Raw genomic sequence first — 22,975 nt, 5'->3', positions numbered from 1 at the left:
TTATCCCTCCTTCTTTTCTGATACCACGATTGTGATGTGGCTTGTGCGCTTGTTAATTTGGCTTGCACGTCCCATAGCGCGTGGACGGAAACGTTTTAAAGTTGGACCTTCGTTAACAAAAGCGTCAGTAATAACTAAATTGTTAGCGTCCATTTCATAATTGTGTTCTGCATTGGCAATAGCAGATTTTAATACTTTCTCAACGACTGGAGAAGCAGCCTTTGGCGTGTGAAGTAGCACTGCTAGCGCTTCACCCACTTGCTTACCTCGAATTAAATCTACAACTAAACGAACTTTACGAGGAGCAATACGTACTGTTCTCGCGACAGCTTTAGCTTGCATTTAAAAGCCTCCTCTCATATTAGCGTCTTGTTTTCTTATCATCACTTGCGTGACCTTTGTAAGTACGAGATGGTGCGAATTCACCAAGTTTGTGACCTACCATGTCTTCAGTAACATAAACTGGTACATGTTTACGACCGTCATATACAGCAATTGTATGACCAATGAACTGAGGGAAGATAGTTGAACGACGAGACCAAGTTTTTACTACTTGCTTGCTGTCAGTTTCGTTTAACTTCTCAATTTTGTTGATTAAATGGTCATCTACAAAAGGTCCTTTCTTTAAGCTGCGACCCATAAATGAACCTCCCTTCGTGATTGTCCTACGGTTCGTTTGAACCGTAGCTCAATCCCGTTATTTTTTACGACGACGAACGATAAATTTATCGGATTTGTTTTTCTTCTTACGAGTTTTGTAACCAAGTGTTGGTTTACCCCATGGACTCATTGGAGACTTACGTCCGATTGGAGAACGTCCTTCACCACCACCGTGTGGGTGATCGTTAGGGTTCATTACAGAACCACGTACAGTTGGACGAATACCTAACCAACGAGAACGACCGGCTTTACCGATGTTGATTAACTCGTGTTGTTCGTTACCAACTTGACCTACAGTTGCACGACAAGTTGCAAGGATCATGCGTACTTCACCAGAAGTTAAACGTACTAATACGTATTTACCTTCTTTACCAAGTACTTGAGCAGATGTACCTGCAGAACGAACTAATTGTCCACCTTTACCAGGTTTCAATTCGATGTTGTGTACTACTGTACCAACAGGGATGTTAGCTAAAGGAAGCGCGTTACCTACTTTAATGTCAGCTTCAGGACCTGACATAACTTCTAAACCTACTTTTAGGTTTTTAGGAGCAAGGATGTAACGTTTTTCACCATCAGCATAATGAATTAATGCGATGTTAGCTGAACGGTTTGGATCATATTCGATTGTAGCAACGCGTCCAGGTATTCCATCTTTATCGCGTTTAAAATCGATGATACGGTATTGACGCTTGTGCCCACCACCTTGGTGACGAACAGTCAATTTACCTTGGTTGTTACGACCACCTTTTCTCTTGACAGGTGCAAGTAACGATTTTTCTGGTTTGTCAGTAGTAATTTCAGCGAAATCAGAAACTGACATACCACGACGACCATTTGAGGTTGGTTTATACTTTTTAATCGCCATCTCAATTTCCCTCCTTCTCTAGTAATCTTAAGCTTCGAAGAATTCGATTTCGTTGCTCTCTTGAGTTAGTGTTACTACCGCTTTACGACGACGGTTAGTAAGACCACTGTAGCGACCTACACGCTTGAATTTACCTTTGTAGTTCATGATGTTTACTTTTTCAACTTTTACGTCAAAGATTTTTTCGATAGCATCTTTAACCTCAGTTTTATTAGCTTTTACATCAACATCAAACGTATATTTTTTCTCAGCCATTAAGTCTGTTGAACGTTCTGTAATTACGGGGCGCTTAATAATATCACGAGGATCTTTCATTATGCAAGCACCTCCTCTACTTTTTCAACTGCGTCTTTAGTGATTACAAGCTTATCATGGTTCATAACGTCTAATACGCTTAAACCATTAGCTGCAACAACTGTTACACCAGGAATATTACGTGCTGAAAGTGCAACATTTTCGTTAAGATCAGCAGTTACTACTAATGCTTTGCGTTCTACTGTTAGGTTTTTAAGAACTGCTACCATTTCTTTTGTTTTTGGAGCGTCAAAAGAAAGAGCTTCAAGAACAACGATGCTGTTATCTTGAGCTTTAGTTGATAATGCAGACTTAATTGCTAAACGACGAACTTTTTTAGGTAATTTGTAGCTATAGCTTCTTGGAACTGGACCAAATACTACGCCACCACCACGCCATTGTGGAGAACGGATAGATCCTTGACGAGCACGACCAGTACCTTTTTGACGCCATGGCTTACGGCCACCGCCTCTTACTTCAGAACGATTTTTAACTTTAGAAGTACCTTGACGTTGAGATGCGCGTTGCATTACGATCGCGTCGAAAAGTACTTTGTTGTTTGGTTCGATACCGAAAACGGCATCTTGAAGTTCGATCTCTCCAACGTTTTCACCGTTTTGGTTAAACAATGCTACTTTTGGCATTGGTTATTCCTCCTTTCTCGAAGAATTATTATTTAGATTTAACTGCAGATTTAACAGTAACTAGAGATTTTCTAGCTCCTGGCACGTTACCTTTTACTAATAAAAGATTGCGTTCTGCGTCAACTTTAACGATTGATAAGTTTTGCACAGTGATGCGCTCTCCACCCATGCGTCCTGGTAATAATTTACCTTTAAATACGCGGTTTGGAGCTACAGGACCCATTGAACCTGGGCGACGGTGGTAGCGAGAACCATGAGACATAGGTCCGCGAGATTGTCCGTGGCGTTTAATAGCACCTTGGAAACCTTTACCTTTTGAGATTCCTGTTACATCAATTACATCGCCTTCTGCGAAAATATCAACCTTGACTTCTTGACCAACTTCATATGCTGAAGCGTCCACACCGCGTAACTCACGGATGAAGCGCTTAGGAGCAGTATTAGCTTTAGTAGCATGTCCTTTTGCAGGTTTGTTAGATAGTTTTTCACGGATATCTTCGAAACCTAATTGGATTGCTTCGTAACCGTCTGTCTCAGCGTTTTTAACTTGAAGAACTACGTTAGCAGAAGCTTCAATTACTGTTACTGGGATCAAGTCACCATTTTCAGCAAATACTTGAGTCATACCGATCTTTCTTCCTAAGATTCCTTTGGCCATTAGTCACACCTCCTAAGTATCTTTTCATTCTTTATTTTAAATTAAAGTTTAATTTCGATATCTACACCAGATGGTAAGTCTAAACGCATTAATGAATCAACAGTTTGTGGTGTTGGATTCACGATATCAATTAAGCGTTTATGCGTGCGCATTTCGAACTGCTCACGAGAATCTTTATATTTGTGTACTGCACGTAGAATTGTATAAATTGATTTTTCAGTCGGTAATGGAATCGGACCAGATACAGCCGCACCAGAACGTTTTGCAGTTTCTACGATTTTCTCAGCAGATTGATCAAGAATTCTGTGATCATATGCTTTTAAACGAATGCGAATTTTTTCTTTTGCCATTATTTTCCCTCCTTTTTCGCCTATTTTACAATAGACATTCTCCGCGGAAATTTCCCCACACTCGCCATGGCAAAGCGGCCGGGTGTGTCGGCAACCTTCCGCATCATCGCAGTCAAAGACCAACATTTTTATTATACTAAAAATGGGTTCATATTGCAACAATAAAGTTAAAAAACTTTTTTATGTGTCGCACACTTTTTTCATTATATATAAAAGGAGATCATTTTGCAAGTGTAATAGTAAAAACTATCTTTACCTTTTATCACCAAATAAAAAAGGAGTAGGTTACCCTACTCCCTTTACTGAAACGAGAAATTACTCGCTGATTTTAGCTACAACGCCAGCGCCTACTGTACGTCCACCTTCACGGATTGAGAATTTAGTACCTTCTTCAATCGCGATTGGAGCGATAAGTTCAACAGTCATTTCGATGTTGTCGCCAGGCATTACCATTTCTACGCCTTCAGGTAAGTTACAAATACCAGTTACATCAGTTGTACGGAAGTAGAACTGTGGACGGTAGTTTGTGAAGAATGGAGTGTGACGTCCACCTTCGTCTTTAGAAAGAACGTATACTTCAGCAGTAAATTTAGTGTGTGGAGTGATTGAGCCTGGTTTAGCTAATACTTGTCCACGTTGGATTTCTTCACGTGCTACACCACGAAGTAAAGCACCGATGTTGTCGCCAGCTTCAGCATAGTCAAGAAGCTTACGGAACATTTCTACACCTGTTACAGTAGTAGATTTTGGCTCTTCAGTTAAACCGATGATGTCGATAACGTCACCAACTTTAACTTGTCCACGCTCTACACGACCTGTAGCAACTGTACCACGACCAGTGATTGAGAATACGTCCTCAACTGGCATCATGAATGGTTTTTCAGTGTCACGTTCTGGAGTTGGGATGTACTCATCAACAGCGTCCATAAGCTCGATGATTTTAGCTTCCCAATCAGCTTCGCCTTCAAGAGCTTTAAGAGCAGAACCTTTGATTACTGGTACATCGTCACCAGGGAAGTCGTATTCAGAAAGAAGGTCACGTACTTCCATTTCTACTAATTCAAGTAGCTCTTCGTCGTCTACCATGTCACATTTGTTTAAGAATACAACTAGGTAAGGTACACCTACTTGACGAGAAAGAAGGATGTGCTCACGAGTTTGTGGCATTGGACCATCAGCAGCAGATACTACTAAGATACCGCCATCCATTTGAGCAGCACCAGTGATCATGTTTTTAACATAGTCAGCATGTCCTGGGCAGTCAACGTGTGCATAGTGACGAGTGTCAGTTTCATACTCAACGTGTGCAGTTGAGATTGTGATTCCACGCTCGCGCTCTTCTGGAGCAGCGTCGATCATGTCGTAAGCCATTGCTGCACCTTTACCACTTTTCTTAGCAAGAACAGTAGTGATAGCAGCTGTTAAAGTTGTTTTACCATGGTCAACGTGACCAATTGTACCGATATTGGCATGTGTTTTTGAACGGTCGAATTTTTCCTTAGCCATTCGAAAATCCTCCTTAAAATTCATGTAGTTTATGGTTTATGAGGCCGTGAAAGGGAATGAGCTCCACTTTCACAGCGTACATAAGTAGTTATACTTCAATAAAGAGTGAAAATCAATTATTCACCTTTATTTTTTTTAATAATTTCTTCTGAAATTGATTTAGGAACTTCTTCGTAGTGATCGAAGTGCATAGAATATGTTCCGCGACCTTGAGTGTTTGAACGTAATGCAGTTGCATAACCAAACATTTCAGAAAGTGGAACGAATGCACGTACAACTTGAGCGTTACCGCGTGCTTCCATACCTTCTACACGTCCACGACGAGACGTAACGTCACCCATGATATCTCCTAAGTATTCGTCAGGGATAACAACTTCAACCTTCATCATTGGTTCAAGGATAGCTGGGTTACATTTTGATACTGCGTTTTTAAGAGCCATAGAAGCGGCAATTTTAAACGCCATCTCACTTGAGTCAACGTCATGGTAAGATCCATCAACTAAAGCAGCTTTGATATCGATTAATGGATAACCAGCAAGAACACCGTTTTGTAATGCATCTTCAAGACCAGCTTGAACTGCAGGGATGTATTCACGTGGAACTACACCACCAACGATTTTGTTCTCAAATTCAAAGCCTTTTCCTTCTTCGTTAGGTTCGAACTCAATCCAAACGTGACCGAATTGTCCACGACCACCAGATTGACGAGCGAATTTACCTTCAACTTTCGCACCAGCGCGGAAAGTTTCACGGTAAGCTACTTGAGGAGCACCAACGTTTGCTTCTACTTTGAATTCGCGACGCATACGGTCAACGATGATATCAAGGTGAAGCTCACCCATACCAGAGATGATGATTTGACCAGTCTCTGTATTAGTTTCCGCACGGAAAGTTGGATCTTCTTCTTGTAACTTTTGAAGAGCTGTCGTCATTTTATCTTGGTCAGCTTTTGATTTTGGCTCAACAGATAAAGAGATAACTGGCTCTGGGAATTCCATAGACTCAAGAATTACAAGACTCTTTTCGTCACATAGAGTATCACCAGTAGAAGTATCTTTTAATCCTACAGCTGCCGCGATATCTCCAGCGTATACTTCAGAAATCTCTTCACGAGAGTTAGCATGCATTTGTAGGATACGACCTACACGCTCACGCTTACCTTTTGTAGAGTTTTTGATGTATGAACCAGAGCTTAGTACACCAGAGTACACACGGAAGAACGTTAATTTACCAACATAAGGGTCCGTCATAACTTTGAACGCTAATGCTGAGAAAGGAGCGTTGTCGCTAGACTCACGCGTAACTTCTTCTTCTGTGTCAGGTACGATACCTTGGATTGCTGGTACATCAACTGGAGATGGTAGGTAATCAATTACCGCATCTAGCATTAATTGTACACCTTTGTTTTTGAATGCTGAACCACAGATAACTGGGTAGAATTCAACGTCACAAGTACCTTTACGGATACCAGCTTTTAGTTCTTCAACTGTAAGCTCGCCTTCGTCTAAGTACTTCATCATTAACTCTTCGTCAAGTTCTGCAACAGCTTCTACTAGGCTTGCACGGTATTCTTCAGCTTGCTCTTTGTATTCCTCAGGAATTTCACGAGATTCTGAACGAGTACCTAAGTCATCTTCGTAGAAGTATGCTTTCATTTCCACAAGGTCAATGATTGCTTCGAAGTCATCTTCAGCACCGATTGGCAACTGAATTGGGTGAGCATTTGCACCTAAACGATCGTGGATCGTTTTTACAGAGTACAAGAAGTCAGCACCAATTTTGTCCATTTTGTTAACGAATACGACACGGGGAACACCGTACGTAGTCGCTTGACGCCATACTGTTTCTGTTTGAGGCTCAACACCAGATTGAGCATCAAGAACTGCCACAGCGCCATCAAGTACACGTAATGAACGCTCAACTTCAACAGTGAAGTCTACGTGTCCAGGAGTATCGATGATGTTAACGCGGTGACCTTTCCAAGAAGCAGTTGTCGCAGCAGACGTGATAGTGATACCACGTTCTTGCTCTTGCTCCATCCAGTCCATTTGTGAAGCTCCTTCATGAGTTTCACCAATTTTATGGATACGGCCAGTATAATAAAGAACACGCTCAGTTGTTGTTGTTTTACCAGCATCAATGTGAGCCATGATCCCAATATTACGAGTGTTTTCTAAGGAGAACTCTCTTGCCATCTTAGGTATTTCTCCTTCCATATTATAATTTGTTTTTTAAAAAGTTTCGTTAAAAGATTACCAACGGTAATGAGCAAATGCTTTATTAGCTTCTGCCATTTTGTGAGTATCTTCACGTTTCTTAACTGCAGCACCAGTGTTGTTAGCTGCGTCAAGGATTTCGTTAGCTAAACGCTCTTCCATCGTTTTTTCTCCACGAAGACGAGCATAGTTTACTAACCAACGAAGACCTAAAGTAGTACGACGCTCTGGGCGTACTTCTACAGGAACTTGGTAGTTAGAACCCCCTACACGGCGTGCTCTAACTTCTAGTACAGGCATGATGTTTTTAAGAGCTTGGTCGAATACTTCCATAGCTTCTTTACCACTGCGCTCTTGTACTAAATCGAATGCTCTATAAAGAATAGCTTGTGACTTACCGCGCTTTCCATCAAGCATCATTTTGTTGATTAAGCGAGATACAAGCTTAGAATTGTAAATTGGATCTGGTAATACGTCTCTTTTTGCAACAGGTCCCTTACGTGGCATTCTACTTCCTCCTTTCACTTTTAAAAGTTTATCTATTAATTGTTAAGCTATTATTTTTTAGCTGCTTTTGGTCGCTTAGTACCATATTTAGAACGACCTTGCATACGGCCATCCACACCAGCAGTATCAAGTGCACCACGTACGATATGGTAACGTACCCCTGGTAAATCTTTTACACGTCCACCGCGGATAAGTACCACGCTGTGTTCTTGTAAGTTGTGACCAATACCTGGGATATAAGCTGTTACCTCGATACCGTTTGTTAAACGTACACGAGCATATTTACGAAGAGCCGAGTTCGGTTTCTTCGGTGTCATAGTACCCACACGTGTACATACACCACGTTTTTGTGGAGAAGATTGGTTAGTTTGAGCTTTCTTGAAGCTGTTGTAACCTCTGTTTAAAGCAGGTGAGTCAGATTTTTTACCTTTACTCACACGACCATTACGGATTAATTGGTTAATAGTAGGCATTTAATTTTTCCTCCTTTCGCCTTTTGTAAGACCACACATCCAGGTGGTTCATTTTTTAGCAAAAAACAAAGTCTTTGAAACTAAAAGTTCAAAAACGTGTTAACTAATAATTGCAACAGTTGCAGCGTTAACTTCTATCCTACAAGCTTGACCAAGCTTTCGCATAGAAGGGACATACGTATACGGAACGTTTTCTTGCTGTGCCGTTTTTGCCACAATGGATGTGACATAAAAATCAGCGTCTTCAGCAATGATGACTTCCTTTACTGTACCTTTTTTTAATGCTTTCACCGTCTGCTTTGTTCCTACAATAATATGATCAGCCTGTAATACTTTTTCATAAGACATTATCATATCCTCCAAAGTAACAGGTAGTTTATAGGAGCACCTTTGATATAGTATCATTCCCTAGAATGGATGTCAACTAACGTTTCGTAGTTTTTTTAAAAAACATCCATTCTAGAGTAATGATTTTATAATTAGTCGATTGTTACCGTTTCTTCAGCTTGGTTTTTGATTGGTTCAGCATTACGATATCTCGTCATACCTGTACCAGCCGGAACTAGCTTACCAATGATAACATTCTCTTTAAGTCCAAGCAACTCATCACGTTTTCCTTTGATTGCAGCATCTGTAAGAACACGAGTTGTTTCTTGGAATGACGCAGCAGATAAGAAGGAATCAGTTTCAAGAGATGCTTTTGTAATACCAAGTAATACAGGACGGCCTGTCGCTGGACGATTGCCTTCAAGTAATACTTTTTCATTAGCATCAGTGAATTGGTGAATATCAAGTAATGAACCTGGTAATACATCTGTATCTCCTGAATCCATTACGCGCACTTTACGAAGCATTTGGCGAACCATTACCTCTACGTGTTTATCTCCAATTTCTACCCCTTGCATACGGTATACTTTTTGCACCTCACGAAGCAAGTACTCTTGTACAGCCGTGATGTCTTTTACTTTTAGTAATTCTTTAGGATCAATTGAACCTTCCGTTAATTCTTGACCACGTGCAATGCGCTGTCCTTCAATAACTTTCAGGCGTGCACTGTACGGAGCTGTGTAAGAACGAGTTTCAATCTCTCCTTGAACAGTAATTTCGTGCTGACGATCGCGTCCTTCAGAAATGCCGGCAATTGTACCTTCAATTTCAGAAATAACGGCTTGACCTTTAGGGTTACGCGCTTCGAAGATCTCTTGGATACGCGGTAAACCTTGAGTGATATCGTCTCCAGCAACCCCACCTGTATGGAATGTACGCATCGTTAACTGTGTACCTGGCTCACCGATAGATTGAGCAGCGATGATACCAACTGCCTCACCCACTTCAACTTCTGAACCAGTTGCAAGGTTACGACCGTAACATTTTTTACATACACCGTGGCGAGTGTTACATGTGAATGCAGAACGAATCCATACTTCTTCAACACCAGCATCCACAATTGTTTCAGCTAGGTCTTCTGTAATTAGTTCGTTTTCTTTCACTAACACTTCGTTTGTTCCTGGGTGAAGTAGTGTTTTTCTTGCATAACGTCCAATTAGACGCTCATCAAGTTTCTCAATTTCTTCTGTTCCTTCTTTGATTGCAACAGCCAGAATACCGCGGTCTGTACCACAGTCGTCATCACGTACGATAACGTCTTGTGCCACGTCAACCAGACGACGAGTAAGGTAACCTGAGTCAGCTGTTTTAAGAGCCGTATCGGCAAGACCTTTACGTGCACCATGGGTAGAGATAAAGTACTCTAATACTGTTAAACCTTCACGGAAACTAGATTTGATTGGTAACTCAATGATACGACCAGACGGGTTGGCCATTAGTCCACGCATACCTGCAAGCTGAGTGAAGTTAGATGCGTTACCACGGGCACCAGAGTCACTCATCATGAAGATTGGGTTGCGTTTGTCTAATGACGCCATTAATTTACCTTGGATAACGTCTTTCGCGCTACTCCATACAGAGATAACACGCTCATAACGCTCATCTTCAGTAATTAAACCGCGACGGAATTGTTTTAGTACGTTATCTACTTTAGCTTGCGCTTCTGTTAAGATAACTTCTTTTTCTCCTAAAACCACGATATCAGCTACACCAACTGTAATACCAGCTTTAGTAGAATATTTGAAACCTAGGTCTTTCATACGGTCAAGCATTTTAGAAGTCTCAGTAATTTTGAAACGTTTAAATACTTCAGCGATAATATTACCTAAGATTTTTTTCTTAAACGGTGCGATAGCCGGTTGATTCTTGATGAATTCCTTCACATCTGCACCTTTTTCAACAAAGTACTTCTCAGGAGTTTTCACTTCTAAGTTTTCTCTTGTTGGTTCGTTAATGTATGGGAACGATTTTGGTAAAATTTCGTTGAAAACTAATTTACCAACCGTTGTAACAAGCAACTGTTGATTTTGTGCTTCTGTAAACGTTTCGTTGTTTAAAGAACCTGCATACACACCTACACGTGTATGCAGATGCACATAACCGTTTTGGTACGCTAATAGTGCTTCATTTGTATCCTTGAACACCATGCCTTCTCCAACTGCCTCTTCACGCTCAAGCGTTAAGTAGTAGTTACCTAATACCATATCCTGTGAAGGTGTAACAACTGGTTTACCATCTTTAGGGTTCAAGATATTTTGAGCAGCAAGCATTAAGATACGTGCTTCTGCTTGTGCTTCCGCAGATAATGGCACGTGAACCGCCATTTGGTCACCGTCAAAGTCAGCGTTATATGCTGTACATACAAGCGGATGAAGACGAATAGCGCGACCTTCTACAAGCGTAGGTTCAAATGCTTGAATACCTAGTCTGTGTAGCGTTGGTGCACGGTTTAAAAGAACTGGATGCTCTTTAATAACCGATTCTAATACGTCCCATACTTCAGGTTGCACACGTTCAATTTTACGTTTTGCACTCTTGATGTTATGAGCTAAACCGCGTTCAACAAGCTCTTTCATTACGAAAGGTTTGAAAAGCTCTAACGCCATTTCTTTTGGAAGACCACATTGATACATCTTTAAGTTCGGACCTACAACGATTACCGAACGGCCAGAGTAGTCAACACGTTTACCTAATAAGTTTTGACGGAAGCGACCTTGCTTACCTTTTAACATGTGAGAAAGAGATTTTAATGGACGGTTACCTGGTCCTGTTACCGGACGGCCACGACGACCATTATCGATTAATGCATCTACAGCTTCTTGAAGCATACGCTTTTCGTTTTGAACGATAATGCTAGGAGCTCCAAGGTCTAATAAACGCTTTAAGCGGTTGTTACGGTTAATTACACGGCGATATAAATCATTTAGATCAGACGTAGCAAAGCGTCCACCATCTAATTGAACCATTGGACGAAGTTCTGGCGGAATAACCGGTAGAACGTCTAAAATCATCCAAGAAGGTTCGTTACCAGAATGACGGAAAGCCTCTAGTACCTCTAAACGTTTAATAGCACGTGTACGACGTTGACCTTGAGCAGTTTTCAATTCTTCTTTCAAAGCATCTACTTCTTTATCAAGATCGATGTCATGCAATAATTTTTTAACAGCTTCAGCACCCATTGCTGCATGGAAAGTTTGTCCGTACTTCTCACGATACGCACGGTATTCTTTCTCTGATAAAAGCTGTTTCTTTTCAAGTGGTGTATCACCAGCATCTGTTACTACATAAGAAGCAAAATAAATGATTTCCTCTAGCGCACGAGGGGACATGTCTAAGACAAGTCCCATGCGGCTAGGAATACCTTTGAAGTACCAAATATGTGAAACAGGTGCAGCTAGTTCGATGTGACCCATGCGTTCACGACGAACTTTTGCGCGCGTAACTTCTACGCCACAACGATCACATACAACACCTTTATAACGAACGCGCTTATATTTTCCGCAGTGACATTCCCAGTCCTTTTGTGGACCAAAAATACGCTCACAGAATAAGCCGTCTTTTTCAGGTTTTAACGTACGATAGTTGATCGTTTCAGGTTTTTTTACCTCACCGTACGACCAAGAACGAATTTTATCTGGCGAAGCTAGACCGATTTTCATATACTCAAAGTTATTTACATCTAGCAAGGAGCCTACCTCCCTTTTAATCTACAGGTTTTTTCCCTTAACGTTTATATGAAAGTAATTCCTTACTCTTTTGTGACAGGATCTTTTTGTCCTTCAGAAAGGCTTTCTTCGTTATCTGCAATAATTGATTCTGTTGGTTGCTCATGGTCCTCTTCTGAGTCCATGATATCAATTTCTTGCTCGTCAGCAGAAAGCATCTTCACATCCATACCTAAACTTTGTAGTTCTTTGATTAATACTTTGAACGATTCAGGTATGCCAGGTTCTGGAATGTTTTCACCTTTAACAATTGCTTCGTATGTTTTCACACGACCTACTACGTCGTCTGATTTCACTGTTAAGATCTCTTGTAATGTATAAGCAGCACCGTATGCTTCAAGTGCCCATACTTCCATCTCACCAAAACGCTGTCCACCGAACTGCGCTTTACCACCAAGTGGTTGTTGTGTAACAAGTGAGTATGGTCCAGTAGAACGAGCGTGAAGTTTATCGTCTACCATGTGAGCAAGTTTGATCATGTACATGATTCCTACTGATACACGGTTATCGAATGGTTCACCTGTTCGACCATCATATAGAACTGTTTTAGCATCACGAGACATGCCAGCTTCTTCGATTGTTGCCCAAACATCTTCCTCACGCGCACCATCAAATACTGGAGACGCAACGTGAATGCCAAGCTTACGAGCAGCCATACCTAAATGAAGCTCTAGCACCTGACCGATGTTCATACGAGATGGTACCCCTAATGGGTTTAACATGATGTCAATTGGCGTACCGTCTGGTAGGTAAGGCATATCTTCTTCCGGTAAAATACGTGAAATTACACCTTTGTTACCGTGACGACCGGCCATTTTGTCACCTTCAGAGATTTTACGCTTCTGAACAATGTATACACGGACTAATTGGTTTACACCTGGTGGTAATTCGTCGCCATCTTCACGGTTGAAGACTTTAACATCAAGGATAATTCCACCGCCGCCGTGCGGTACACGAAGAGAAGTATCACGAACTTCACGCGCTTTTTCACCGAAAATAGCGTGTAGAAGACGTTCTTCAGCTGTTAGTTCTGTTACACCTTTTGGCGTTACTTTACCAACTAAAAGATCTCCATCTTTTACTTCTGCACCAATGCGGATGATTCCACGCTCATCTAAGTTGCGAAGCGCATCTTCACCTACGTTTGGAATGTCACGCGTAATTTCTTCAGGTCCAAGTTTCGTATCACGAGACTCAGATTCATATTCTTCAATATGAACAGACGTATATACATCGTCTTTCACAAGGCGTTCACTCATGATGATGGCATCCTCATAGTTGTAACCATCCCATGTCATGAAACCAACCATTACGTTTCGTCCTAAAGCAAGCTCACCTTTTTCCATTGAAGGACCGTCGGCTAAGATCTCACCTTTTACTACTTCGTCGCCAACTGAAACAATTGGACGCTGGTTGTAACAAGTACCTTGGTTAGAACGAACGAATTTTAATAATTTGTATTGATCTAAGTTACCTTTAACTTTTTGTCCGTCTACTTCTTCATAGCGGCGAACAAAAATTTGTTTTGCTTCTACGCGCTCTACAACGCCAGGGTATTTACAAATCACGGCTGCACCAGAGTCTTTACCAGATACATATTCCATACCTGTACCTACGATTGGTGCTTCAGGATTTAATAAAGGTACTGCTTGACGTTGCATGTTCGCACCCATTAATGCACGGTTAGAGTCATCGTTCTCTAAGAATGGGATACATGCTGTAGCGGCAGATACAACTTGTTTTGGTGATACATCCATATAGTCTAAACGATCGCGACGGATAACCGTGTTTTCTCCACGGAAACGTGCAACGACATTTTCATCTAAGAATGAACCATCATCACCTAGACGAGCGTTCGCTTGGGCTACAACATAGTTATCTTCTTCATCAGCTGTTAAGTAGTCAATTCGCTCTGTCACTTTACCTGTTTCAGGATCGATACGACGGTAAGGTGTTTCGATGAAACCGAATTTGTTTACTTTTGCATAAGAAGAAAGTGAGTTGATTAACCCGATATTCGGACCCTCTGGCGTTTCAATCGGACACATACGGCCATAGTGGGAGTAGTGAACGTCACGCACTTCGAAACCAGCGCGTTCACGCGTTAAACCACCAGGTCCTAGAGCTGAAAGACGACGTTTGTGCGTCAATTCGCCTAATGGATTCGTTTGATCCATGAACTGTGATAATTGAGAACTTCCAAAGAACTCTTTAATCGCCGCAATAACTGGACGAATATTAATTAATTGTTGAGGTGTGATTGTATTCGTGTCTTGAATTGACATTCTTTCACGAACAACACGTTCCATACGAGATAAACCGATACGGAATTGGTTTTGTAACAATTCACCTACAGAACGCAGACGACGGTTACCTAAGTGGTCGATGTCATCTGTGTCTCCTACTTGATGAAGCAAGTTAAAGAAGTAACTGATTGATGCTAAAATATCAGCAGGTGTGATATTTTTAACTTCTTCTGTTACATAAGCGTTGCCTGATACAGTGATGACTTTTTCACCTTCTGGATCATTTGGCGCATAAATCTTAATAGATTGTAATGTAACATCGTCTTCTACTACTCCACCAACCGGACTATAAGTTTTGAAGTTTACTCCACCTTCAAGCATCGGAATCAAGCGATCTAGCAGACGGCGATCAATCATTGCGCCTTTTTCTGCAATAATTTCACCTGTTTCAGGATCAACTAATGTTTCAGCTAGCTTTTGATTAAATAAGCGATGTTTGATATGAAGCTTTTTATTAATTTTATAGCGACCTACGTTCGCTAAGTCATATCGTTTTGGATCAAAGAAGCGAGATACTAATAGAGACTTCGCATTCTCAACTGTCGGTGGTTCACCCGGACGTAAACGCTCATAGATTTCTAATAGCGCTTTTTCCGTTGTTTCCGTATTATCTTTTTCAAGCGTATTACGGATGTATTCATTATCACCGATTAAATCGATAATCTCTTGGTCAGAACCGAAACCTAGCGCGCGTAACAGCACTGTTACTGGCAGTTTACGAGTACGATCAATACGCACGTATACTACATCTTTTGCATCAGTTTCATATTCTAGCCATGCACCACGGTTAGGGATAACAGTTGCTGTATATCCTTTTTTACCGTTTTTATCAAGCTTTCCACTATAGTAAACACTTGGTGAACGAACCAACTGTGATACGATAACACGCTCAGCACCATTAATTACAAAGGTACCTGTTTCGGTCATCAATGGGAAATCTCCCATGAACACATCTTGGTCTTTTACTTCACCTGTTTCTTTATTAATTAACCGCACCTTAACACGAAGAGGTGCTGCATAAGTTACATCACGTTCTTTAGACTCTCCTACTGAATACTTTGGCTCACCTAAGCTGTAATCAATAAATTCTAGTGATAAGTTACCTGTAAAATCATCAATTGGAGAAATATCTTGGAACATTTCTCGTAAACCTTCATCTAAAAACCATTGGTATGAAGCCGTTTGAATCTCGATTAAGTTCGGTAACTCTAAAACTTCACTAATACGAGCATAACTTCTGCGTTGGCGGTGGCGTCCATACTGAACTAGTTGACCTGTCAACTGATTCACCCCTCAAATCAAGCGTTATTATTCAAAATATATAATAAACCATATGTTTATTATTGAACAAAAGAAAAATGGTCTCTTTAAATAGAAAACCACAATTTCATAAAAACGTACTATTGATTTTATTAGTTTTTCCCATATAATTCAAAATTATACCTTTTATTTTATGTATAACCCGAGCTTATATGGAATATTTATATATTGGCATTTTATAATGCTAACATACTAAAAAATATTAGTCAACATTTTTTAGCACATATGATATAATACCCTTTTTTCTTTTCTACTACTTCTACTTCATTAAATAGAGATTCTAATTTCGCAAGAGCAGATGGCGCTCCTTGCTTTTTCTGAATCACAATCCAAAGTTCTCCTTGGTCAGCAAGGTGATCTAATGACTTTTCTAGAATTTCATGAACAACTTTTTTACCCGCACGGATCGGCGGATTACTAAGAATAGCTGCAAAATTCGTTTCCTTCACATTTTCATAGCAAGAGCTTTGATAGATTGAAACATTTGATACTGAATTAACTTCAGCATTTTTTTGAGCTAGTGCTAATGCACGTTCATTAACATCGACCATATGAACGTTTCTTTGGCTATCCTCTTTTGCAAGAGCCAACCCAATCGGGCCATATCCGCACCCAACATCCAGAAGCGGGCCGGGACTCTCAGGCATTTGAAACGTTTCAATTAACAGGCGCGATCCAAAATCGATCTCTTTTTTTGAAAAAACACCGCTGTCACTCGTAAATGAAAAAGAGGTTCCTCTCAATTCAAATGAAAAGCGCTCTTCATTACTTGCAGACGATGGTGTATTAGAAAAATAATGTTCTGTCAAAATAGAACCTCCTAATCAATATGTTCTTCTTTACTATAAATGAAAAGGATGACAGAAGCAAAAAAGCTCGCTTGTACAAGCGAGCTTTTTTATATCAGTTGTTAAGCAATAATTACTTAACTTCTACAGAAGCGCCAACTTCTTCAAGTTTAGCTTTTGCTTCTTCAGCTTCTTCTTTAGAAATACCTTCTTTAAGAGCTTTTGGAGCGTTATCAACGATTTCTTTAGCTTCTTTTAAGCCAAGACCAGTGATTTCACGTACTACTTTGATAACTTTGATTTTTTGTCCGCCAGCACTTTCAAGTACTAGGTCAAATTCAGTTTTCTCAGCAGCAGCTTCACCAGCAGCACCGCCAGCTACAGCTACAGGAGCAGCAGCAGTTACGCCAAATTCTTCTTCGATTGCTTTTACTAAATCGTTAAGTTCTAAAACAGTCATATTTTTAACTGCTTCAATGATTTGTTCTTGAGTCATTGTTAATTTCCTCCTTGTGATTGTGTTATATATAACAGACTAGATTATGCACCTTGTTCTTCTTTTTGATCTGCCACAGCTTTTGTAGCAAGAGCAAGGTTGCGAATTGGAGCTTGAAGCACGCTAAGCAACATAGAAAGTAAGCCTTCGCGAGATGGTAGTTCTGCAAGTGCTTTAATTTCTTCAACAGATGCAACATTACCTTCAATTACACCAGCTTTGATTTCTAACGCTTCGTGTTCTTTAGCGAAGTTGTTTAAAATTTTAGCTGGAGCAACAACATCTTCTCCACCAAATGCGATTGCATTTGGACCTACTAACGCATCATTAAGATCTGTTAGTTCAAGTTTTTCTACAGCACGGCGAGTTAAAGTGTTTTTGTAAACTTTGAACTCAATGCCTGCTTCACGTAATTGCTTACGAAGTTCAGTAACTTCAGCAACATTCAAACCACGGTAGTCAACGACAACTATTGAGTTACTCGCTTGAAGTTTTTCAGCAATTTCGTCTACGACTTGTTTCTTTTGTTCAATTACGTTGCTCATCTTTACACCTCCTGTAGATTTCCTTCCGTACACTCAGACAAGGTGCAATAAAAAACCTCCATGACAATAAAGACATGGAGGTGTAGTAAGCGAACCATAACGTTTCACTAATTTATCTCACACACCTCGGTAGGAAATTAAGCTTTGCAGCACCTACTGTCTACGGTACAAATGTTATTCTTTTTAACAACATTATCTATTATAATCAGGGACTTTCAAAAAGTCAACACCGATTTATTTCCAAATTTATTAAGCAGAGAATGAAGCAGTATCAACTTTGATACCAGGGCCCATTGTTGAAGTAACAGCTACGTTCTTCATGTATGTGCCTTTTGCTGCTGCCGGCTTAGCTTTTACCATAGTTTCGAAGATTGTAGTGAAGTTTTCAACTAACTTGCTCTCTTCGAAAGATACTTTACCGATTGGTACGTGGATGTTACCAGCTTTATCAACACGGTATTCTACTTTACCAGCTTTGATTTCGTTAACTGCTTTTTGAACATCAAATGTTACTGTACCAGTTTTAGGGTTTGGCATTAAACCTTTAGGTCCTAATACACGACCAAGTTTACCAACTTCACCCATCATGTCTGGAGTAGCTACGATTACATCGAACTCGAACCAACCTTGTTGGATTTTGTTGATATAGTCAGCATCGCCAACGTAGTCAGCGCCTGCAGCTTCAGCTTCTTTAGCTTTTTCGCCTTTAGCGAATACTAATACACGTTGAGTTTTACCTGTACCGTTTGGTAGTACTACTGCACCACGAATTTGTTGGTCAGCTTTCTTAGGGTCAACTCCTAAACGGAATGCTACTTCTACAGTTGCATCAAATTTAGTTGTGTTTGTTTTCTTTACTAATTCAATCGCTTCTTGTACTGAATAAGTTTGTGTACGATCTACAAGCTTAGCAGCTTCAACGTACTTTTTACCTTTTTTAGCCATTTTTGTTTCCTCCTTATGTGGTTTTAACGGAATAACCTCCCACTAATAAAGGTTGCGAGCATAGGAAAACTTCCATTTCTCGCAACCTTCTAACACCCAATCAAATGGAATTAGTCTTCAACTACGATTCCCATACTGCGCGCTGTACCTTCTACCATGCGCATTGCAGATTCAACGCTAGCAGCGTTTAAGTCAGGCATTTTAGTTTCAGCAATCTCACGCACTTTGTCACGCTTGACTGTTGCAACTTTATTACGGTTTGGTTCACCAGAACCAGACTCAATACCAGCCGCTTTCTTAAGTAGTACAGCAGCAGGTGGAGTTTTCGTAATAAATGTAAATGAACGGTCTTCAAATACCGTGATTTCAACAGGAATGATAAGACCAGCTTGATCAGCTGTGCGAGCGTTAAACTCCTTACAGAAACCCATGATGTTAACACCGGCTTGACCTAATGCAGGACCAACTGGTGGCGCTGGATTTGCTTTACCTGCAGGAATTTGTAACTTAACAAGTTTAATTACTTTTTTAGCCACGAGACACACCTCCTTAAGTCCGTGATGTGGTAATAGGGCGATGCCCTCCCACTCAATGTTCTTTATATATAAAATAAAGAAATAGTTGTTTTAGTCTCTAGTTTTGAGACATACTGACTTATGAAATATTAACATTAAACTTCATGAATTGCAAGGTCTTACAGATTATATTTTTTCAATTTGTGTAAAGTCTAGCTCTACTGGCGTTTGTCTTCCGAACATATCGACATGAACCTTAACTTTACGTTTATCTGTATCGATTTCTTCAATGGTACCTTCGAAGTTTGCAAACGGACCTTCTTGAACCAATACTGTTTCTTTTAGTTCAAAGTCAAAGTCAGCATGCTGCTCGTCCATGCCCATTTGTTTTAAGATCATTTCTACTTCTTCTGGTAGAAGAGCAGTTGGCTTTGATCCAGAACCTGCTGAACCTACAAAGCCCGTAACGCCAGGTGTATTACGAACTACATACCATGAATCATCTGTCATGATGATTTCAACTAACACGTACCCTGGGAATACTTTTTTCTTTGTAATCTTTTCTTTGTTGTTCTTAATTTCTCTTTCTTCTTCTTCAGGAACAACAACGCGGAAAATTTTATCTTGCATACCCATTGTTTCTACGCGCTTTTCTAAATTTGTTTTTACTTTATTTTCATATCCAGAATAAGTATGGACTACATACCAATTTTTCTCCATTTCTGAGGACTATACGTCCTTCCCTCCCAGCTCACTATAAAATAAGATGTCCTAATCTATTGCACAGACAACGCACTAGGAAAATAGTTGACTCCTAGCACAATCATTCTTAAAGCAAATTAAAAAACCCGTCTCCGGGCTTTTCTGAAAAAAACATAATTTAGCTTTATTATACCATGATTTAAGTCAATTTATTCAAGGGATTAAACGAATAAGTGACGAAATTCCGTAATCAACTACTACAAAAAAGAGTGTCATAAATACAACTGTAGAAATAACAGTAATTGTATAACGAGTTAGCTCATTTTTTTTAGGCCAACTTACCTTCTTCATCTCACGCCCAACATCACGCAAGAAATTTCCTACACGGTTCATGTTTGTAACCTCCAATAAATTAAAAGGGGTATTAGTCTGTGCAGATTATTGATCTACTTTGTTTCACGATGAATCGTATGTGCGTTACACGTTTTGCAAAACTTCTTCATTTCTAAACGCTCTTCGTTTTGCTGTGTGTTTTTCATAGTCGTATAGTTACGACTAGCGCATTGCACACACGCAAGTACAACTTTTTTACGCATAATGTCAACCACCTATAGAGTGATAATGTCTATAAAAAAGTATCACAGACTTTCTTAGCATGTCAATATGAGGATAGAAGGCTACATTGTGATTTCACGAATCTCGAGGTAGCGCTCTAATTTCCTCTTCACACGCTGAAGTGCATTGTCGATGGATTTGACGTGGCGGTTTAACTCTTCTGAAATTTCTTGATAAGATTGACCATCTAAATAAAGAACGAGAACTTTTCGCTCAAGATCACTTAACAGTTCAGCCATCTTTAATTCAATATCATCAAACTTCTCTCGATTAATGAGCAACTCTTCTGGATTTGCTACTTTTGTCCCCGAAATAACATCCATTAAGGTTCGGTCGGACTCTTCATCATATATTGGCTTGTCCAATGATACATAAGAGTTTAATGGAATATGTTTTTGCCTTGTTGCGGTTTTAATAGCGGTAATAATTTGCCTGGTAATGCAAAGTTCAGCAAAAGCTTTAAACGAAGTTAGCTTATCTTCTCTAAAATCTCTAATTGCCTTGTATAACCCTATCATACCTTCTTGTACAATATCTTCACGGTCTGCCCCAATTAAAAAATACGACCGCGCCTTTGCTCGCACAAAGTTTTTGTATTTATGAATCAAATACTCTAATGCGTCAATATCGCCTTTATGCACAAGATCGACAACTGTTTCATCCTCTTGTTGTTCGAAATGAGCATGCAGTTTTCTCCCATAAGTATCGCCCATATCGATCCCCCCGACCGCACAGTAGATAGAAATATTATACAGTAGCTAATTCCGTACCGTCAATAACCTCACCGCTGTCCCCGGCGCCATTTTTCGAAAATTTCGGCTACTTGATTGGAAAGTTGAATGCGTGCCGCTGGCTTTTGATTTTGAATAGACTTCACATCAAGATTAATATGTTTCTCAATTTGCTCAATTTCGTTGTACAATTCTCGAGCAGAAATTCTAAGCGCACCTTGTCCAAAGATTGCCCACTGCTCCGTAAAATCAGATGTAGCAACATGAATCTGTGTCTTTACATTGTTTAGCTCTTGAGCCAGCTTTTCAATGTACTCATCCGCTGTTTCATTTTCTCGTGTAAATACAACGTCAACCTTATGATTTTTTGCCTTCTTTTCAATTCCTTCGACCATATGAGCATCGAAGACAATAATGACACGATACCCCATATATGCTTGATACTCTGCCATCTTTTCAATTAACAGGTCTCGAGCACCCGCTAAATCATTATCTCTAAGCTTTCTTAGGTCGGGCCACGCACCTATCATGTTATAACCATCCACCAGTAGAATATCCATTTTTATTCACCTAGAGGATGGCGTTTTCGGTAAACCTCATACATGAGAAGACTAGCTGCTACAGATGCATTTAACGATGTAACATGCCCAACCATTGGAAGCTGTACAAGAAAGTCGCATTTTTCACGAATCAAACGACTCATGCCTTTTCCTTCACTTCCAATCACTAACGTAAGCGGCATACCTCCATCTAAGTTGCGGTAATCGTCACTTTCTTTCGCATCCGTTCCAACAATCCATACGCCTCGATCTTTTAATTCATCAATCGTCCTTGATAGGTTTGTTACCCTTGCTACAGGAATATGTTCAATCGCTCCTGTAGACGCCTTTGCTACAGTGGCCGTTAATCCAACTGAACGGCGCTTTGGAATAATGATACCGTGTGCGCCAACGGCATCGGCTGTTCGCATAATAGAACCTAAATTATGGGGATCTTCGAGCTCATCTAACAGAAGGAAAAACGGACTTTCATTACGTTTTTCCGCTAAGTTAAATAAATCATCTAACTCTGCATACTGATAAGCAGCAACTTGTGCAGCTACTCCTTGATGAATACCGTCTACCATTTGCTCAATTTTCTTTTTCGGTACAAACTGCACCAATACACCATTACGTTTTGCTAACTGCGTGATTTGCCCCATAGAACCGCCTTGCGATCCTTCGGCAATCCATAGCTTGTTAATGTCACGCCCAGACTTTAGGGCTTCTAGGACCGGATTACGTCCAATGATAAATTCATGTTCCATGATTCATTCCTCCCTCTCCTTCATCGACGAAAGAGATAGCTTTAGTAATAAGTTCCATCATTCTTTCTTCTTCACCTAAAAGATACAAATAGCCTACGACCGCTTCAAATGCTGTACTGTAGCGATACGTTTGCACATCTGTGTTTTTAGGGACTGTACCAGACTTTGCATTGCGTCCTCGGCGCAGTACACCTTCTTCTTCTTCAGTAAAAAAGTTTTCATTTTTAAAATAATATACGATTTGTGCTTGTGCTTTTGCTGATACATATTTTTTAGCTTTATTATGAAGCTGGTTAGGGCGCACTGTCCCTAACACCAGCAGGTGGCGGCGAACATGTAAATCAAACACCGCATCACCCATATAAGCAAGAGCTAAGCTATTTAGCTGTTTTACATCTAATTTACTGCTGCTCATAAC

General features: G+C 40.2%; 26 protein-coding genes and 1 other annotated feature. All 26 genes read right to left on the bottom strand.

The window, feature by feature from the left end; all coding sequences use genetic code 11:
- The 26 genes from rplV to MKX72_RS00575 all read right to left on the bottom strand — a co-directional run bounded on the left by rplV (position 1) and on the right by MKX72_RS00575 (position 22,972).
- Positions 1-342, bottom strand: a complete 342-nt coding sequence (rplV, locus tag MKX72_RS00700; RefSeq protein ID WP_013054932.1) for a 50S ribosomal protein L22 — start codon at positions 340-342, stop codon at positions 1-3.
- A 19-nt stretch (positions 343-361) separates the two neighbouring features.
- Positions 362-640 (bottom strand): 30S ribosomal protein S19, encoded by a 279-nt coding sequence (rpsS, locus tag MKX72_RS00695; RefSeq protein WP_013054931.1) that lies wholly within the window; start codon positions 638-640, stop codon positions 362-364.
- 57 nt (positions 641-697) lie between these two features.
- The gene (gene rplB, locus MKX72_RS00690) at positions 698-1,528 is read right to left on the bottom strand and encodes a 50S ribosomal protein L2 (RefSeq protein WP_013081374.1); all 831 of its coding nucleotides are present in this window, start codon (positions 1,526-1,528) and stop codon (positions 698-700) included.
- Positions 1,529-1,555: 27 nt separating this feature from the next.
- Positions 1,556-1,843, bottom strand: coding sequence for a 50S ribosomal protein L23 (gene rplW / locus MKX72_RS00685; RefSeq protein WP_028412664.1), 288 nt, complete (start codon positions 1,841-1,843; stop codon positions 1,556-1,558).
- Positions 1,843-2,466 (bottom strand): 50S ribosomal protein L4, encoded by a 624-nt coding sequence (gene rplD, locus MKX72_RS00680; protein WP_013081372.1) that lies wholly within the window; start codon positions 2,464-2,466, stop codon positions 1,843-1,845. Before rplD ends, rplW begins: the two co-directional genes overlap by 1 nt.
- A gap of 28 nt (positions 2,467-2,494) precedes the next feature.
- Positions 2,495-3,124 carry a 50S ribosomal protein L3 gene (gene rplC / locus MKX72_RS00675; RefSeq protein ID WP_013054927.1) on the bottom strand — a complete coding sequence of 210 codons (630 nt, stop codon included), beginning with the start codon at positions 3,122-3,124 and terminating at the stop codon, positions 2,495-2,497.
- A gap of 41 nt (positions 3,125-3,165) precedes the next feature.
- Complete coding sequence (gene rpsJ / locus MKX72_RS00670; RefSeq protein WP_013054926.1) at positions 3,166-3,474, bottom strand: 30S ribosomal protein S10; 309 nt, start codon at positions 3,472-3,474, stop codon at positions 3,166-3,168.
- Positions 3,475-3,789: 315 nt separating this feature from the next.
- Positions 3,790-4,980, bottom strand: a complete 1,191-nt coding sequence (tuf, locus tag MKX72_RS00665) for an elongation factor Tu (RefSeq protein WP_013081371.1) — start codon at positions 4,978-4,980, stop codon at positions 3,790-3,792.
- Positions 4,981-5,096: 116 nt separating this feature from the next.
- Entirely contained in the window at positions 5,097-7,175 is a 2,079-nt protein-coding gene (gene fusA, locus MKX72_RS00660; protein ID WP_028412663.1) for an elongation factor G, read from the bottom strand.
- A 57-nt stretch (positions 7,176-7,232) separates the two neighbouring features.
- Positions 7,233-7,703 (bottom strand): 30S ribosomal protein S7, encoded by a 471-nt coding sequence (gene rpsG / locus MKX72_RS00655; protein WP_013054923.1) that lies wholly within the window; start codon positions 7,701-7,703, stop codon positions 7,233-7,235.
- Between the two features lie 50 nt (positions 7,704-7,753).
- On the bottom strand, positions 7,754-8,176 hold the full coding sequence (gene rpsL, locus MKX72_RS00650; protein WP_013054922.1) for a 30S ribosomal protein S12: 423 nt from the start codon (positions 8,174-8,176) through the stop codon (positions 7,754-7,756).
- A 99-nt stretch (positions 8,177-8,275) separates the two neighbouring features.
- Complete coding sequence (locus tag MKX72_RS00645; protein ID WP_013054921.1) at positions 8,276-8,524, bottom strand: 50S ribosomal protein L7ae-like protein; 249 nt, start codon at positions 8,522-8,524, stop codon at positions 8,276-8,278.
- Between the two features lie 131 nt (positions 8,525-8,655).
- Complete coding sequence (gene rpoC / locus MKX72_RS00640) at positions 8,656-12,249, bottom strand: DNA-directed RNA polymerase subunit beta' (RefSeq protein WP_013081369.1); 3,594 nt, start codon at positions 12,247-12,249, stop codon at positions 8,656-8,658.
- Positions 12,250-12,311: 62 nt separating this feature from the next.
- Entirely contained in the window at positions 12,312-15,875 is a 3,564-nt protein-coding gene (gene rpoB, locus MKX72_RS00635) for a DNA-directed RNA polymerase subunit beta (protein ID WP_028412662.1), read from the bottom strand.
- A 245-nt stretch (positions 15,876-16,120) separates the two neighbouring features.
- The gene (locus MKX72_RS00630; protein WP_034263652.1) at positions 16,121-16,723 is read right to left on the bottom strand and encodes a class I SAM-dependent methyltransferase; all 603 of its coding nucleotides are present in this window, start codon (positions 16,721-16,723) and stop codon (positions 16,121-16,123) included.
- 112 nt (positions 16,724-16,835) lie between these two features.
- Positions 16,836-17,198 carry a 50S ribosomal protein L7/L12 gene (gene rplL, locus MKX72_RS00625; RefSeq protein WP_013054917.1) on the bottom strand — a complete coding sequence of 121 codons (363 nt, stop codon included), beginning with the start codon at positions 17,196-17,198 and terminating at the stop codon, positions 16,836-16,838.
- Positions 17,199-17,242: 44 nt separating this feature from the next.
- Positions 17,243-17,743, bottom strand: a complete 501-nt coding sequence (gene rplJ / locus MKX72_RS00620) for a 50S ribosomal protein L10 (RefSeq protein ID WP_013054916.1) — start codon at positions 17,741-17,743, stop codon at positions 17,243-17,245.
- Positions 17,744-17,783: 40 nt separating this feature from the next.
- Positions 17,784-17,927 (bottom strand) — a sequence feature (ribosomal protein L10 leader region).
- 65 nt (positions 17,928-17,992) lie between these two features.
- Positions 17,993-18,688 carry a 50S ribosomal protein L1 gene (gene rplA, locus MKX72_RS00615; RefSeq protein WP_013054915.1) on the bottom strand — a complete coding sequence of 232 codons (696 nt, stop codon included), beginning with the start codon at positions 18,686-18,688 and terminating at the stop codon, positions 17,993-17,995.
- Positions 18,689-18,798: 110 nt separating this feature from the next.
- Entirely contained in the window at positions 18,799-19,224 is a 426-nt protein-coding gene (gene rplK, locus MKX72_RS00610) for a 50S ribosomal protein L11 (protein WP_013054914.1), read from the bottom strand.
- Positions 19,225-19,389: 165 nt separating this feature from the next.
- Complete coding sequence (gene nusG, locus MKX72_RS00605) at positions 19,390-19,923, bottom strand: transcription termination/antitermination protein NusG (protein ID WP_014462032.1); 534 nt, start codon at positions 19,921-19,923, stop codon at positions 19,390-19,392.
- A gap of 195 nt (positions 19,924-20,118) precedes the next feature.
- A complete protein-coding gene (secE, locus tag MKX72_RS00600; protein ID WP_013054912.1) occupies positions 20,119-20,298 on the bottom strand; it encodes a preprotein translocase subunit SecE in 180 nt (59 codons plus the stop codon).
- Between the two features lie 53 nt (positions 20,299-20,351).
- Entirely contained in the window at positions 20,352-20,501 is a 150-nt protein-coding gene (gene rpmG, locus MKX72_RS00595) for a 50S ribosomal protein L33 (RefSeq protein WP_013081365.1), read from the bottom strand.
- Positions 20,502-20,582: 81 nt separating this feature from the next.
- Complete coding sequence (sigH, locus tag MKX72_RS00590) at positions 20,583-21,233, bottom strand: RNA polymerase sporulation sigma factor SigH (protein ID WP_028412660.1); 651 nt, start codon at positions 21,231-21,233, stop codon at positions 20,583-20,585.
- A 68-nt stretch (positions 21,234-21,301) separates the two neighbouring features.
- The gene (locus MKX72_RS00585; protein ID WP_013081364.1) at positions 21,302-21,811 is read right to left on the bottom strand and encodes an NYN domain-containing protein; all 510 of its coding nucleotides are present in this window, start codon (positions 21,809-21,811) and stop codon (positions 21,302-21,304) included.
- A 2-nt stretch (positions 21,812-21,813) separates the two neighbouring features.
- Positions 21,814-22,557 carry a 23S rRNA (guanosine(2251)-2'-O)-methyltransferase RlmB gene (gene rlmB / locus MKX72_RS00580; protein WP_014462034.1) on the bottom strand — a complete coding sequence of 248 codons (744 nt, stop codon included), beginning with the start codon at positions 22,555-22,557 and terminating at the stop codon, positions 21,814-21,816.
- Positions 22,547-22,972: a Mini-ribonuclease 3 gene (locus MKX72_RS00575; RefSeq protein ID WP_013054907.1), complete on the bottom strand. Its 426-nt coding sequence runs from the start codon at positions 22,970-22,972 to the stop codon at positions 22,547-22,549. The genes rlmB and MKX72_RS00575 overlap by 11 nt, the downstream gene beginning before the upstream one ends.
- Positions 22,973-22,975: the final 3 nt, after the last annotated feature.

Origin of the sequence: Priestia sp. FSL R5-0597 (genome assembly GCF_038006305.1) — a bacterium.
Taxonomy (GTDB): domain Bacteria; phylum Bacillota; class Bacilli; order Bacillales; family Bacillaceae_H; genus Priestia; species Priestia zanthoxyli.
The sequence above is the reverse complement of the archived record's forward strand: the minus strand, read 5'-3'. Positions and strand labels throughout refer to the sequence as shown.

Excerpts from the sequence above, each read along its gene's own strand:
- nusG (WP_014462032.1), bottom strand. The coding sequence starts at position 19,923 with ATGGAGAAAAATTGGTATGTAGTCCATACTTATTCTGGATATGAAAAT.
- rpsL (WP_013054922.1), bottom strand. The coding sequence starts at position 8,176 with ATGCCTACTATTAACCAATTAATCCGTAATGGTCGTGTGAGTAAAGGT.
- fusA (WP_028412663.1), bottom strand. The coding sequence starts at position 7,175 with ATGGCAAGAGAGTTCTCCTTAGAAAACACTCGTAATATTGGGATCATG.
- secE (WP_013054912.1), bottom strand. The coding sequence starts at position 20,298 with ATGAACCGTGTAGGAAATTTCTTGCGTGATGTTGGGCGTGAGATGAAG.
- rplB (WP_013081374.1), bottom strand. The coding sequence starts at position 1,528 with ATGGCGATTAAAAAGTATAAACCAACCTCAAATGGTCGTCGTGGTATG.
- rplA (WP_013054915.1), bottom strand. The coding sequence starts at position 18,688 with ATGGCTAAAAAAGGTAAAAAGTACGTTGAAGCTGCTAAGCTTGTAGAT.
- rpsJ (WP_013054926.1), bottom strand. The coding sequence starts at position 3,474 with ATGGCAAAAGAAAAAATTCGCATTCGTTTAAAAGCATATGATCACAGA.
- rlmB (WP_014462034.1), bottom strand. The coding sequence starts at position 22,557 with ATGGAACATGAATTTATCATTGGACGTAATCCGGTCCTAGAAGCCCTA.
- rpsS (WP_013054931.1), bottom strand. The coding sequence starts at position 640 with ATGGGTCGCAGCTTAAAGAAAGGACCTTTTGTAGATGACCATTTAATC.
- rplL (WP_013054917.1), bottom strand. The coding sequence starts at position 17,198 with ATGACTCAAGAACAAATCATTGAAGCAGTTAAAAATATGACTGTTTTA.
- rplW (WP_028412664.1), bottom strand. The coding sequence starts at position 1,843 with ATGAAAGATCCTCGTGATATTATTAAGCGCCCCGTAATTACAGAACGT.
- rplD (WP_013081372.1), bottom strand. The coding sequence starts at position 2,466 with ATGCCAAAAGTAGCATTGTTTAACCAAAACGGTGAAAACGTTGGAGAG.
- rplV (WP_013054932.1), bottom strand. The coding sequence starts at position 342 with ATGCAAGCTAAAGCTGTCGCGAGAACAGTACGTATTGCTCCTCGTAAA.
- rplC (WP_013054927.1), bottom strand. The coding sequence starts at position 3,124 with ATGGCCAAAGGAATCTTAGGAAGAAAGATCGGTATGACTCAAGTATTT.
- tuf (WP_013081371.1), bottom strand. The coding sequence starts at position 4,980 with ATGGCTAAGGAAAAATTCGACCGTTCAAAAACACATGCCAATATCGGT.
- rpsG (WP_013054923.1), bottom strand. The coding sequence starts at position 7,703 with ATGCCACGTAAGGGACCTGTTGCAAAAAGAGACGTATTACCAGATCCA.
- sigH (WP_028412660.1), bottom strand. The coding sequence starts at position 21,233 with ATGGGCGATACTTATGGGAGAAAACTGCATGCTCATTTCGAACAACAA.
- MKX72_RS00575 (WP_013054907.1), bottom strand. The coding sequence starts at position 22,972 with ATGAGCAGCAGTAAATTAGATGTAAAACAGCTAAATAGCTTAGCTCTT.
- MKX72_RS00645 (WP_013054921.1), bottom strand. The coding sequence starts at position 8,524 with ATGTCTTATGAAAAAGTATTACAGGCTGATCATATTATTGTAGGAACA.
- rplJ (WP_013054916.1), bottom strand. The coding sequence starts at position 17,743 with ATGAGCAACGTAATTGAACAAAAGAAACAAGTCGTAGACGAAATTGCT.
- MKX72_RS00585 (WP_013081364.1), bottom strand. The coding sequence starts at position 21,811 with ATGGATATTCTACTGGTGGATGGTTATAACATGATAGGTGCGTGGCCC.
- rpmG (WP_013081365.1), bottom strand. The coding sequence starts at position 20,501 with ATGCGTAAAAAAGTTGTACTTGCGTGTGTGCAATGCGCTAGTCGTAAC.